Annotated in this window: 11 protein-coding genes and 1 pseudogene; 6 read left to right on the top strand and 6 right to left on the bottom strand. The window is 69.1% G+C overall.

The genetic code is table 11. The features are described 5' to 3' along the window. Nucleotides 1-10: 10 nt before the first annotated feature. Nucleotides 11-778 (bottom strand): hypothetical protein, encoded by a 768-nt coding sequence (locus ACQCX5_RS12320; protein ID WP_434542324.1) that lies wholly within the window; start codon nt 776-778, stop codon nt 11-13. A gap of 69 nt (nt 779-847) precedes the next feature. Between ACQCX5_RS12320 and ACQCX5_RS12315 the strand changes: the two genes are divergently transcribed. The 3 genes and pseudogenes from ACQCX5_RS12315 to ACQCX5_RS12305 form a co-directional block, all read left to right on the top strand. Next, nucleotides 848-1,654, top strand: a complete 807-nt coding sequence (locus tag ACQCX5_RS12315; RefSeq protein WP_434542323.1) for an ABC transporter ATP-binding protein — start codon at nt 848-850, stop codon at nt 1,652-1,654. Nucleotides 1,655-1,690: 36 nt separating this feature from the next. Beyond that, on the top strand, nt 1,691-2,200 hold the full coding sequence (locus ACQCX5_RS12310) for an NfeD family protein (protein ID WP_434542322.1): 510 nt from the start codon (nt 1,691-1,693) through the stop codon (nt 2,198-2,200). A gap of 20 nt (nt 2,201-2,220) precedes the next feature. Then, nucleotides 2,221-3,099: pseudogene (locus tag ACQCX5_RS12305) on the top strand (SPFH domain-containing protein); the annotation flags it as partial. Between the two features lie 457 nt (nt 3,100-3,556). Here the strand turns inward: ACQCX5_RS12305 and ACQCX5_RS12300 are convergent. Continuing rightward, nucleotides 3,557-4,930 (bottom strand): DUF222 domain-containing protein, encoded by a 1,374-nt coding sequence (locus tag ACQCX5_RS12300; protein ID WP_434542321.1) that lies wholly within the window; start codon nt 4,928-4,930, stop codon nt 3,557-3,559. A 364-nt stretch (nt 4,931-5,294) separates the two neighbouring features. Here ACQCX5_RS12300 and ACQCX5_RS12295 point away from each other — a divergent pair, with 364 nt between their 5' ends. Together ACQCX5_RS12295 and ACQCX5_RS12290 are read left to right on the top strand one after the other, a co-directional pair. Beyond that, nucleotides 5,295-6,107, top strand: a complete 813-nt coding sequence (locus ACQCX5_RS12295; RefSeq protein WP_434542320.1) for a TrmH family RNA methyltransferase — start codon at nt 5,295-5,297, stop codon at nt 6,105-6,107. Nucleotide 6,108: 1 nt separating this feature from the next. Next, the gene (locus tag ACQCX5_RS12290) at nt 6,109-7,398 is read left to right on the top strand and encodes a hypothetical protein (protein ID WP_434542319.1); all 1,290 of its coding nucleotides are present in this window, start codon (nt 6,109-6,111) and stop codon (nt 7,396-7,398) included. Here ACQCX5_RS12290 and def read toward each other — a convergent pair. The 3 genes from def to ACQCX5_RS12275 are packed head-to-tail and all read right to left on the bottom strand — an operon-like array spanning nt 7,386 to nt 10,303. After that, complete coding sequence (def, locus tag ACQCX5_RS12285; protein WP_434542318.1) at nt 7,386-7,982, bottom strand: peptide deformylase; 597 nt, start codon at nt 7,980-7,982, stop codon at nt 7,386-7,388. The two genes, ACQCX5_RS12290 and def, sit on opposite strands and share 13 nt — an antisense overlap. Beyond that, a complete protein-coding gene (locus ACQCX5_RS12280; protein ID WP_434542317.1) occupies nt 7,979-9,220 on the bottom strand; it encodes an amidohydrolase in 1,242 nt (413 codons plus the stop codon). Before ACQCX5_RS12280 ends, def begins: the two co-directional genes overlap by 4 nt. 45 nt (nt 9,221-9,265) lie before the next feature. After that, nucleotides 9,266-10,303, bottom strand: coding sequence for a lactonase family protein (locus tag ACQCX5_RS12275; protein ID WP_434542316.1), 1,038 nt, complete (start codon nt 10,301-10,303; stop codon nt 9,266-9,268). Nucleotides 10,304-10,345: 42 nt separating this feature from the next. On the opposite strand from ACQCX5_RS12275, the gene ACQCX5_RS12270 reads away from it, so the two are divergent. Beyond that, nucleotides 10,346-11,266: a tyrosine recombinase XerC gene (locus ACQCX5_RS12270; protein ID WP_434542315.1), complete on the top strand. Its 921-nt coding sequence runs from the start codon at nt 10,346-10,348 to the stop codon at nt 11,264-11,266. Nucleotides 11,267-11,272: 6 nt separating this feature from the next. Here the strand turns inward: ACQCX5_RS12270 and ACQCX5_RS12265 are convergent, their stop codons facing one another. Continuing rightward, nucleotides 11,273-12,211: a M23 family metallopeptidase gene (locus ACQCX5_RS12265; protein WP_434542314.1), complete on the bottom strand. Its 939-nt coding sequence runs from the start codon at nt 12,209-12,211 to the stop codon at nt 11,273-11,275. Nucleotides 12,212-12,269: the final 58 nt, after the last annotated feature.

The raw sequence follows: 12,269 nt of genomic DNA, 5'->3' as shown, positions 1-12,269 counted from the left end.
CTGCGGCATGTCAGCGTTCCTGCATCAGGTGCATGGGCCACGAGACCGCGGCCTGCAAGGCATCCCAGGCCGCCGTCCGCAATGGCGCGAGCTGCGCGGCGCGGGTGGTGATGGCGTGGGAGTGGGGCAGGTCCGTTTCGCCCTGTTGGGCCGCAGCCAGGATGGCCAGCACCGTCATTGCCTGGTCGAGCAGCGACTGGTTGGCGGCGCCGTAGGCCTGGCCGAGCGCGACGGTGGCGGCCGGGTCGGGGCGCCCGCCGGCGGTCAACCCGGTCGTGGCGAGGGTCGTGGTCGCCGCGGCCATGGCCTGGGCCAGCGCGCGGGCTGCCTCGGTCGGCGTGGGTGGGCTGAGCGGTCGTTCCGCACTGAGCACCCGCAGGGTGACGAGCTCGTCGTCAAGTTGTTCCTCGTCGGGCACAGCCTGGCCGGCTACCAGTGCCACGGCGCCGTCGTGGCGCACCACCACCGGCGCCGCCCCCACCTCGGGTTCAGGCACCTCGGCCAGGGCCGTCCTCGACAACGCGGCGGGGCCGCGCAGGCCACCCAACCGGCCCGGGGCGACCAGGGCCAACTGCCAGCCGGGGTGGTGGGCGCTCAGCCGGTCCAGCCGGGCCATGGCGATGCGCAGGGTGGGGGACTGGCCCACACCGAGCAATTCGTGCTCGTCAAGCACCAGGTGCACGTGCCCGCGGATCGCGTGCTCGGCCTCGGCGGCATTCGCCAGCCCGGCGTCGATCGAGTTCAGCAGCACCGCGAGGCGGGCCATCACCAGAGTCACCAGCGCATCCTAGGCCGACCCGGCCCGGTCTGAACGCATCGCCGGTACCCGAGTGTGTAGGTTGGAGCCATGAGTTCAGTGGTCGACCTCGCCGGTGTTGACGTCGTCAAGGGCGGCGCAAAGTTGTTGGACAACATCGACTGGAGTGTCGAAGAGGGCGACCGCTGGGTGGTGATCGGTCCCAACGGTGCTGGCAAGACCACCCTGATGCAGGTGCTGGCCGCGCAGCTGCACCCCACCCGCGGGGTCGTGGGCATCCTGGACGAGGTGCTGGGCGCGGTCGACGTGTTCGAGCTGCGTCCCCGCATCGGGGTGTCGTCGGCGGCGCTGCAGGAACGCATTCCCCGCGGTGAGCGCGTCGAGGACGTCGTCGTTTCTGCAGGTTATGCGGTGATTGGACGCTGGCGCGAGCACTACGACGCCTGGGACACCGACCGGGCCACCAGCCTGTTGCAGATGATGCGCATCGAGCACCTGCGCGAACGCACCTTCGGCACACTGTCCGAGGGTGAACGCAAGCGGGTGCAGATCGCCCGCGCCATGATGACGGACCCCGAATTGCTGCTGCTGGACGAACCCGCTGCCGGGCTCGACCTGACCGGGCGCGAGGCGCTGGTCGAAACACTCAGTGAGATCTGCCTCGACCCCGATGCGCCGGCGACGGTGCTGGTGACCCACCACATCGAAGAGATCCCCGAGGGCATCACCCACGCCCTGTTGCTGCGTCGCGGACAGGTGGTGGCTGCGGGCCCGGTCGACGAGGTGCTCAACGCCCAGAACCTGTCGACGGCCTTCGACATGCCGCTCACAGTCAGTCACGACGATGGTCGTTGGACGGCCCGCGCCGTCAAGACCCCTCGTCATGCAGGGGTCTGACGGCCCCTGATTAGGGGCGATGGGGGAGAATGGGTCATGGAGTTCTTCGAGTGGGTACGAGAGAACGTTTGGTCGGCCTGGTTCGCCCTGGCGATGGTGCTGGGGGCTGCCGAGATGCTCACCCTTGACCTGACCCTGTTGATGCTCGCTGGTGGCGCCATCGCGGCCGGACTGACGGCGATCGTGCTGCCCGGTGTGGTCATCGTGCAGGTCATCGTGGGCATCGTCGCTGCGATCGCACTGCTGTTCCTGCTGAGGCCGACGCTGTTGGCCAAGGTGCGCAATGCCCCCGGCTACCGCTCGTCCCTGAACCAACTCGTCGGCGCCGAAGCCGTGGCCACGGGCGAAGTCACCCCGGCCGGCGGCGAGGTGCGCATCAACGGTGAACTCTGGACGGCCAGACTCGTGGTGCCGGGCAGCATCGCCCCCGGGGAGCGGGTCGAGGTGCAGGAGGTGCGTGGCACCACGCTCATGGTCTACCCGCTCGAGGGCGTCGGTGGCGACCCTTGGGCGGCGCGCAACCCAGCCATCGACCCGTCGTCCTAACTTTCTGAGGAGGCAACATCATGGAGGGCTACATCGTCATCGCGATCCTGGTGGCATTCGCGGTGATCATCCTGGTGCAGAGCATCAAGATCATCAGCCAGCAGACCATCGGCCTGGTCGAGCGGCTCGGCAAGTTCCGCAAGGCGCTCGAACCCGGCCCCCACCTGATCGTGCCGATCGTCGACAGGATCCGCTACAAGCTCGACATGCGCGAACAGGTGCAGCCGTTCCCGCCGCAGGGGGTGATCACCGAGGACAACCTGATGGTCAACATCGACTCGGTCATCTACTTCCAGATCGTCGACCCGGTGCGCGCGGCCTATGAGGCGCAGAGCTATCGCGCCGCCATCGAGCAGCTGACCATGACCACCCTGCGCAACATCATCGGCGGCATGGACCTCGAGGCAGCGCTCACCTCGCGCGAAGAGATCAACGCGCGGCTGCGTGCGGTTTTGGACGAGGCGACCGGCAAGTGGGGCATCAAGGTCAACCGCGTCGAGCTGCGGGCCATCGAGCCGCCGCCGACCATCCGCGACGCCATGGAGAAGGGTGCGCGCGCCGAGCGCGAGAAGCGAGCCCAGGTGCTGCTGGCCGAGGGCCAGCGGCAGGCCCAGATCCTGTCGGCCGGCGGTGACCGTGAGTCGCAGATCCTGCGGGCCCAGGGCGAGCGCGAAGCCATGGTGCTGCGCGCCCAGGCAGACCGGCAGGCGCAGATGCTGCGCGCCGAGGGCGAGGCGCAGGCCATCACGACGGTCTTCGGTGCCATTCATGCGGGCCAGCCCACACAGGGGCTGCTGGCCTACCAGTACCTGCAGATGCTGCCCACGCTGGCGCGGGGCGACTCAAACAAGATGTGGATCGTGCCGAGCGAGCTGAACGACGCCCTCAAGGGCCTTGGGCAGGCGATGGGCGGTGGCGACACCGAGGCCACGGGCAAGTTCGCGGCAGCGGCGGGACCGGTGGGGGAGTTCACCGCACCCGAGAAGGTCGACGTGTTCGCCGAGATCGAGGAGCAGAAGCGGCGCGAGAAGGCCGCTTCGGACGCGACGGTCGAGAAGGCGATCGCCGAGGCTCGCAGCCTCGAGAACCCGGGACTGTCGCGTCGCGGCAACCAGGTGGGCAAGGGCGAGACGGTGCCGCAGCTGCCAGCGGGCGGGCCAGAACCCATCATGGATGCCGGGGACGCCAATCCGGTGGACTGGCACCACCCGGAGCCAGGGCAGCACCCGGAGCCGATGGGACAGCAGTATGGCCGACCCCAGAACTGGGGACCGCCGCAGCAACCGGGGGGCTGACCTGCGTTCGGGCATGCCGGTGGCCCGCCGGGGTGCGGCGGGTGCGGCGGTGTGGTGTGTTTCAGGCGGCGGTGGTGTCTGCTCCGTTGTCGGGGCGGGGCAGGATCTGTCCGGTGGGGTCTTCGATGAGCCAGGTGTGGCTGGGGGTGACGAGGTAGCCGAACCCGAGGGGTGATTTCCAGAGGTAGGTGCCTGGTGAGGGTTGGGACAGTCGCCAGCCGCCGTGGGTTTTGGCCCTGTGGACCTTTCGGGAGAGTGGGGCGAGGTTGTCCGGCCTGGTCAGGGGTTCTTGGCCTGGTCGGGGTGGTGTCCAGGGGATGGTGTGGTCCAGGTCGAGCCCGCGGGAGGGTTTCTTGGAGTAGGGGAAGGCTTCGTGGGGGTTGCGCAGGGTGATCCATTCCCGCATCCGGGCCGGCACGTGGTAGGCGTCGGTCGGAGCGAGTTCGTCGGGGTTGAGCACCGGACGGACGCTGATGCGGGTGTTGCCGGTGAGGTGTTTCACCCAGCCGGCGAGTAGCGAGCCGGCCTTCTCGACCTTGATCAGCCCGTCGCCGCTGCGCAGGGTGGTGTCGGTGAGGTGCACGACCAACTCCGACCGGGGGAGCAGCTGGTCGGGGTCGACGGTGATGGTGCCGCAGCTGTGGCCACGCTGGCCCCGGGCCGGGCACTGGGCATCGAAACCCTCGTCCTCAGTGGGCAGCTCATCTGTGAGGGCGGCCTGCAGCAGTTGTAGGGCCCGCGCTGGGGTGGCGAGCAGGCCGAGTGCCTGGGCGCGGCGGACTTGCTGGGATTCGCGGTTGCCGCCGTGGGCGAGGATTTCGGCGAGCCGGTTCAGTTGGGCGTCGAGGAAGATCGCATCCGCGGTGTCGATGGTGGCGGAGACGTCGGCGACCCCGGCCCCGGAATTGTTGATACCGCGGGTGTTGATCTCGACCCGCCGCCTCGCCAGAGTCTCATCGGGTGGAGGTGCGTCGGGGTCGTGCAGCAGTTCCTTCACGCAGGCTTTGATGAACTCGAGCACCCGGCCGAACGCCATGGTGTTGAGCCAGTGGGGCAGGTCCCGATCCAGCTCCACGGCCTGTTCGTAGGAGAGGTCCCAGGTGGCGCTGGCGAGTTCTGTGGCCTGCCATACCCGCAGCCGGCCGTCCATGAGCACCGCCCACGTGTTCGGCAGCCGATGTCTGACAGCGAGGGCGTGGGCGATGTGGAGCCTGACGGCTTCTTCCGACTGCCGCAGCGCCGCCGCCAACTCCAGAGTGCAGAACTCCGCCACCCCCGGGGTGCCGTCCCCGCCCCACTGCACCAGCCGCTCCGTGCCGGCGAGCACGGGTGATTCTTCGGGGATGTAGCTGTATTGGTCGGCGAACTCGGCATACAGCCGGAACTCCTCGGCCTCGGCCCGGCATTTGGCGAGGAACGCATCATTCAACGCCACGAGCTTCGCCCGCGCCCCCTCAGCGCTGATCTCGGTCTTCGCGAACCGCTGCTCGGAGGGCCGCCGGTCAATCGGCGGCCGCGGTTTCGATCTTGGTCTTGCGGGTTTGAATCGGTCTTCTACTACGGCGTTGGATCCCATCCGGACCATCTCGCCCCTTCATCTCGACTGGACAGAAACACCACCCGACACCACTTCGTGTCGAACTGTTGTTCTATTCTCTCAAGCCGGGACCCCCACACAACCCCCCGAGCGGAACCTGTGGACAACTATTTCCCAGCCCGACGCCCTGCCCGGCCGTCAATCCGCCAGGCGCAAACCCGCGCTCGACCGCACTGCAGCCGCGAGCCCCTAGGGTTGGTCCGTGGCCACCCTCATCGAGATCACCGACCCCTCCGACCCTCGTCTGGCTGACTACGTCCGGCTGCGTGAGACGACCCTGCGGCACAGCCTCGAGAGCCAGCACGGCATGTTCATCGCCGAGGGCACCAAGGTCATCGAGCGGGCGCTGCAGGCGGGGTTCCGGCCGCGCTCGCTGCTGCTGGCCCCGCGCTGGTGGGACGGATTGAGCGCACTGGTCGAGCCCTTCGACGTGCCCGTCTACCTCATGGACGAGCACACCGCTGAACGGGTCACCGGGTTCCACGTGCACCGCGGTGCACTCGGCTCGTTCCACCGGGTGGCGCCGACGGGCCTCGAAGCCCTGCTCGAGAGTGCTGCGCAGCGGCTCGTCCTCGTGCAGGACATCGTCGACCACACCAACCTGGGGGCCATCATCCGCTGTGCAGCCGGCCTCGGCTGGGATGGTGTCGTGCTCTCACCGCGTGCTGCCGACCCGCTGTACCGGCGTTCGATCAAGACGGCGATGGGCACGGTGTTCCAGCTGCCGTGGGCGCGCATGGCCGACGACGACGAGCTGGCGCTGCTGCGCCGTGAGGGCTGGGTCACCGTGGCGCTGGCCCTGACCGAGGACGCCGTGCCGCTCGCTTCTGTGCCGCCGCTGGTGGCGGGCGGCAAGGTGGCGATCATGCTGGGCACTGAGGGTCACGGGCTCGACCAGAACTGGTTGGCGGCAGCAGACATCGTGGCCACGATCCCGATGCAGGCCGGGGTGGACTCACTCAACGTTTCAGCCGCAGCAGCCATCGCCTGTTACGTGCTGGGTGCGGGGGCCTGACATGACCACAACCCCCATGCGTTACGCCGAGATGCCCACCCCCGCCGTGCCGCGCATCATGTTCAGCGTGGTCACCCGGTTGCTGATCGGGCTGATTGCCGGCTGGCTCACCATGTTCGTGCCGCTGTTGGCCCTCGAAGAGGACGCGGTCGAAGTCGAGCGGCGCTGGTACCAGTTCGATGCCCTGTCGCGCTATGCCATCGGCATCGTCTTCGTGTTGATCGTCGCCCTGGCGCCGCTTGCCGTGGCCGGATGGCACTGGGTCAGCCTGACGGGCCGGCGTGCCATTGAGACACTGGCGCCGCAGCGGCTCGACCAGGTGGCCACCCAGCACCAGCTCAGTTTCTGGCCCTCGGAATCACGCAAAACGCTGCGCATCACCCTGTACAGCTATGCCGGCACCCTGCTGGTGGTCGGCGCCTTCCTGTTCATCTTCGGGCTGATCAGCCTTGCCGATGATGTTCCCGACAGCATCCAGGCCGTCATCATCGGTGCCGTGTTGGTGGTCCTGTCCGCGGGGTCGTTCTGGTGGGCCAGGTCGCTGCGCACCGGCTTCAGCGAGCAGTCACCTCGAAAGACGTGGTCGGACGACCTGGGCCAGGCACGCGCGCAGGCCAGGAAGGCCGCGAAGTCCCAGGGGGCTGGGCCCATCCCCGGCTGGCTTCGAACGCTGCTTCTGGTCGCGCGGGCCGCAGAGGTGCTGGTCGGCGTGGGGGTGAGCGTCACGGCAGGCCTCGTCATCCTGGGTGTCATCGTGCGCAAGCCATGCCGCACCTGCGATGAACGCACGTTCGGCGAGGGCATCGAGCTGACCCTCGACCGCTTCTGGGTCGGCGTCATGGTGCTGGCGCTCGTGGTGGCCGCCATCATCGTGGCGCACGGACTGCTGGGCGCGCTCGCCAACGGACTGACCCGCCGCGTGCTGCTGAACCGCATCAAGCGCGGCGACATCGATGGTGCCCGCCCCCAACACCCGGTGCTGGCCCAGACAGTCGGTGAGGATTCCGGGCCGTGGGACCGGCTGGCCCACCTGGCCTCACTGTGGGGTCCGATGCCGCTGCTGCTTGGCCTCACCTGGTGGCTCGTGGGCCGGGTCGGGCACACCCAGTACGTCGAGACCCCCGCGCCCGGGCAGTGGCTGGTGGGCGTGGGGGTCGTGATGACGGTGGTGATGGTGGCCTGCTGCATGCTGGCCGAGGTGACCAACCCGCCCCAGCGAGAGGCCATCCGCGCGGCGTGGCCGGTCGACGAACGCGCCGACCCGCCCCGCCGCCGCGATCAGAGTTCGTGACGCTGCAGCTTCGGGCTGACCGGCCAGTCATCGGGGTAGAGCTTGGCCAGGTCTTCGTGCTGCTCGTCGAGCTTGCGGCGCACGCGTGACGACAGCCGGTCACCGAAGACGGTGCCGTTGCAGTGGTCGGTCTCATGCTGCAGGCAGCGGGCGAGCAGTCCGGTACCGACGACGGTCACGGGGTTGCCGTGCTCGTCCTGGCCGGTGCAGGTGGCCTTGTCAGGGCGGGCCAACGGCTGGTAGGCGCCGGGGAATGACAGGCAGCCCTCTTCGGCCGCCTCCATGTTGCGGTCGCGGCCCTCGGGCAGGGTCACGACCGGGTTGCACACCACGCCGCGGCGGTTGACGTGGTCCTCGTCCGGGCAGTCATAGACGAAGATCGACAGGTTGCGGCCCACCTGCGTGCCTGCCAACCCGACCCCCTCGGCGGCGGCCATCGTGACGAACATGTCGGCCACCAGCTGCTGCAGCTCGTCGCCGAAGTCGGTCACCGGCTCGGTCTTCTCATGCATGACGGGCTCACCCCAGCGGGTGATCGGCAGGACGGTGCCTTCGCCGGCCGTCGGTTCTTCGGACTCGCTCATCGGCGCTCCCTTCCGGGTTCGGCAACAGTGCTGCCGAGCGTGCTGTACGGGTCGAGGGTGATGCCCTCGGACGTCGACTCATCGTAGTGGTAGACCTCGCGACCCTCGATCCACACCTTCATCGCCCGGCTGGTCGCATCCAGCGGGTTGACGGTCCACAGCACCAGGTCGGCGTCCTTGCCCTCGGCGATGACACCCACGCGCTCGTCCAGACCCATGATCTCGGCCGGCCACTGGGTGATCGACCGCAATGCCGCGTCGGGGTCGAGGCCCTCGTTCACTGCGATTGACGCCTGCACATTCAGCAGGTTGATGGGCACGACCGGGGCGTCGGTGGTGATGGCGATCTTGACCCCGGCCCGCACCAGCCGCCCGGGGTTGGCGATGGAACGGTGCTGCAGTTCCTGCTTGGTGCGGGCGGTCAGCAACGGTCCGATCACCACCGGCAGATTGCGTTCGGCGATGACATCGGCGATCAGGTGTGCCTCGGTGCCGTGGTTGATGATGAGCCGGTAACCGAACTCGTCCGCCAACCGCATGGCCGTGGCGATGTCGTCGACGCGGTGGCAGTGCTGGCACCACGGCAATTCGCCGTCGAGCACCTGGAGCAGTGCCTCGTTGGTCAGGTCGATGTCGAAGGCCTTGCCCTCACGCACGGCCTCGGCCCGGTGCGCACCGTAGTTGCGCGCCGCGGTGAACGCGTCGCGAAGGGCTGCGGCGACGCCCTGGCGGGTCTTCGGGAAGATCTTCTGGTCCTGACCGTAGAACCGCTTCGGGTTCTCGCCCAGCGCAGACTTCATGGACGCCGGTTGCTTGATGACCATCTCGTCGACGATGCGACCCCAGGTCTTCACGGCCACGGTCTGCCCGCCGATGGGGTTGCCCGAACCGGGCTTGACCACGACCGTGGTGACTCCACCGGCGAGCGCATCGCGGAAGCTCTCATCGGTCGGGTGGATCGCGTCGAGGGCCCGGAACCGGGCACCGTTGACCTGGGTGCCCTCGTTGCTGTCCTCACCGGCCCAGCCGTGGGATTCCTCGGAGATGCCGACGTGGCCGTGTGCCTCGACCAGGCCCGGGGTCACCCACCCGCCACGGGCGTCGACCAGCTCGGCATCGTCCGGGATGGCGACGTCGGGGCCGAAAGCGGTGATGCGTCCGTCGGTGAACAGCACGGTGCCGTCGAAAGGATCGCCCTGGACGGGCACCACATGGGCGTTGATGATGGCAGTGGTCATGGCCACCAACCTAGCGCCGACCGCTGACATGCCGATCCCTGACATTCAGTCGCGGTGCACCTCGTCCTGCCACAACAGCGCCATGGGCGAGGTCACCTCAAGGGCCCTGCCCGGCACCAGTCCCTCGGCGGTCTCGGTGAACGACTGCACGCGATTGCCCTGTTTCAGCGCCGTCCAGACCCGCGTGCCCGACGTGCCGGCGCCAGCCGTGGCCCGCTCGACCAGCAGGTCGCGAACCCCCTCGCCGCCCAGGGGCAGTTCGGTGAATGGCCCCACCAGTCCGTTGGGCTCCCAGTCCATGTGTGCGAGGGTGTTGACCCTGCGCTGGCCCACCCACAGGCGATTGCGGTGGTCAAGTCGGATGCCCGAAGGCTGCGCGTCCGCGCCGGCCGACCCGTCGAACAGCCCGACCAGCGCGTCGTGGCCCTCATCATCGAGGCGGACGACCGCCACCTGGCCAGTCAGCTCGCCCGCCACGGCCAGCAGCAGGTCGTTGCCCAGCCGCCGGCTGACGAGGTGCCGCGGCCCGAAGCCCTCGGGCATGCGGATGCCCGGGTCCTCGACCAGGTGGCGTTCGACGACCTGCAGCCGACGCACCAGGTCGGCGCCCAGGTCGCACACCAGCAGCTGTTCGTCCGAGAGCCACTCGATGTGGTGGGCATGCGGTGCTTCCTGCCGGTCCGGCACCACACCGGACGAGCCCTGCAGTTCAAGGACATCGAGCAGTTGCAGCTCGCCCTGGTCAGTCGTCGACAGCAATGCCACCGAACCAGAGGTGTAGTGCGCGACGGCGAGCAGCTCGCCGGTGGGGTCGAGCGCGGCATGGCAGCCATCGACCCCCTCGGTCGCGACGTGGCTGAGCACCTGGGGGCCGCGTTCGGTGAGCCGCAGCGCGGCGACGGGGGAGTTCTGCGTGTGCTGGGTGGCATAGACGATGCCGTCGGCGCTGGTCAGCCACCCGGGCGTTTCGAACTGCCACGACCCGGTCTGTTCGACCACGTCCGGGCCGCTGGTCACCGCCCTGATCAACCCGTCGGTGCCGGTCTCGTCGGTCTGGCAGCCAACCCACAGTGTTCGCGTCATGTCGTCCACGCTAGCCCTCGGGTGATGCAGCATGCTGGGACCATGCCCAGCCCAGCACTCACGACACCCGTGGACGAGTTCATCGCCGATCTGGTGAATGACCGCTCGCCCCACACCGTGCGTGCGTACCGCAGCGACCTCGCCGACCTGGTCGACTGCCTGGCAGGCCGCGGCATCGACCGCTGGGACGCCGTTCAGGTCGCCGACCTTCGTGCCTGGTTGGGGCGCACCCACCGCGCGGGGGCGGCGTCGAGCACACTGCAGCGGCGCACCGCCTCGGTGCGGGTGCTGTACCGATGGCTCGTGCGCGAACAACTGGTCAGCGAAGACGTGGCGGCCCGCCTCGCCACCCCCAAGGTCACCCGGGCGCTGCCGGCGCACCTGTCGACCACGGACCTCGACACCATCATGCGTGCAGCCATTGACCATGCCGCCGACCCCGGTGGTGGTCCGCTGGCCCAGCGCGATGTCGCCATGCTCGAGGTGCTCTACGGGGCAGGCATCCGTGTCTCGGAACTGTGCGGGCTCAACCTGGGTGACATCAACCGCGACCGCGGCTCGATCACCGTGCTCGGCAAGGGCGACAAGCAGCGCACCGTGCCGCTCGGCACCCCGGCCATCACCGCCGTGGACGCGTGGCTGGTGGTGCGGTCGCAGGTTATCGCCCCCACGGGCGGGCCGGTCGAGGCTGCCCTGTTCGTCGGGGCGAGGGGGCGGCGCATCAACCAGCGGGTGGTCCGCGAGGTCGTCCACCGCGCGGTGGCCGCCGTGCCCGAGGCACCCGACGTCGGCCCCCATGGACTGAGGCACGCCATGGCGACACACCTGCTCGAGGGCGGTGCCGACCTGCGCGCCGTGCAAGAGATGCTGGGCCACGCGTCCTTGGCCACCACACAGATCTACACCCACGTCACGTCGGCACGGTTGAAGGCGGCGTTCCAGCAGGCGCACCCCAGGGCGTAGTCCTCGCTACACCGGCGGCACCACCACCCCGTGCTGCCAGGCCATGAAGTGCAGGTGGCAGCCCGTGGAATAGCCCGTGGACCCCACTGCACCCACGTAACCACCGGCGGGCACCTGGTCGCCCAGCCGCACCCCGATGCTGCCCAGGTGGGCATAGCCGTGGCGGCGCCCACCCCCGATGTCGATGACCACCCGGTTGCCATAGGCCGCATGCCGTTCAACGAGCACCACCCTGCCTGACCCGACAGACCTGATCGGTGCCCCACAAGGTGCGCCGTAGTCGACGCCGTCGTGCAGCTTCCACACCCCGAGCACCGGATGGCGGCGCATGCCGAACGGGCTGGTCACCGGACCCGTCACCGGGATGCCGCCGCCCAGCGGACCTGCCACCACCGCCAATGGTCGGGGTTGCGCATCGGTCGGCAACAGCCGGACCGGCCCGGGCGAGGATTGCCCTTGTCCCAGCAGGTACAGCATCGGGTCGTGGTAGGTGCCCGACCAGCGCAGCCCCCAGTGCAGGGCCCGGCCGTGGCTGCCGGTGCCGATCCGGCCGATCACCTGGCCCGTCACCACCCTGTCGCCCCGCGAGACGGCCGCCTCGACCGGCTCGTGGGTGGTGCTGACGCCATCGCCATGGTCGATGGTGACCACCCCGCGACCCGCGACCCGCCCGGCGAACGAAATGGTGCCGTCGGCCCCTGCGCGCACCGGGTCGCCCACCGCCGCGGCCAGGTCGACGCCTCGGTGCCCGGCACCCCAGCGCTCGAGCGGGGCCGAGAAGCCGCGCTGCAGCACGCCGGGCACGGGCTGTTGCAGCACCAGCCCGGGGATACGATCAGTCGCTGCGGCCCGCGGCACCTGGCCTGCCGGCGCCACCAGCGTGACGAGCACCAGCAGTCCGGTGAGCAGGCAGATGAGCAATGGACGACGGGGCAGTGGTGTCATGCCCCGGTTATGCCGGCGCGGTGGGCGTCCGGGTGGAACGGACAACACCCTGTGGACA

Source organism: Aestuariimicrobium sp. G57 (assembly GCF_050110855.1).
GTDB lineage: Bacteria > Actinomycetota > Actinomycetes > Propionibacteriales > Propionibacteriaceae > Aestuariimicrobium.
Note: the sequence above shows the minus strand (reverse complement) of the source record. Positions and strands in the feature narration are given on the sequence as shown.

Bases quoted from the DNA above. Each gene is read 5' to 3' on its own strand.
- ACQCX5_RS12315 (WP_434542323.1), top strand. From the start codon at position 848: ATGAGTTCAGTGGTCGACCTCGCCGGTGTTGACGTCGTCAAGGGCGGC.
- ACQCX5_RS12310 (WP_434542322.1), top strand. From the start codon at position 1,691: ATGGAGTTCTTCGAGTGGGTACGAGAGAACGTTTGGTCGGCCTGGTTC.
- ACQCX5_RS12290 (WP_434542319.1), top strand. From the start codon at position 6,109: ATGACCACAACCCCCATGCGTTACGCCGAGATGCCCACCCCCGCCGTG.
- def (WP_434542318.1), bottom strand. From the start codon at position 7,982: ATGAGCGAGTCCGAAGAACCGACGGCCGGCGAAGGCACCGTCCTGCCG.
- ACQCX5_RS12280 (WP_434542317.1), bottom strand. From the start codon at position 9,220: ATGACCACTGCCATCATCAACGCCCATGTGGTGCCCGTCCAGGGCGAT.
- ACQCX5_RS12275 (WP_434542316.1), bottom strand. From the start codon at position 10,303: ATGACGCGAACACTGTGGGTTGGCTGCCAGACCGACGAGACCGGCACC.
- ACQCX5_RS12270 (WP_434542315.1), top strand. From the start codon at position 10,346: ATGCCCAGCCCAGCACTCACGACACCCGTGGACGAGTTCATCGCCGAT.
- ACQCX5_RS12265 (WP_434542314.1), bottom strand. From the start codon at position 12,211: ATGACACCACTGCCCCGTCGTCCATTGCTCATCTGCCTGCTCACCGGA.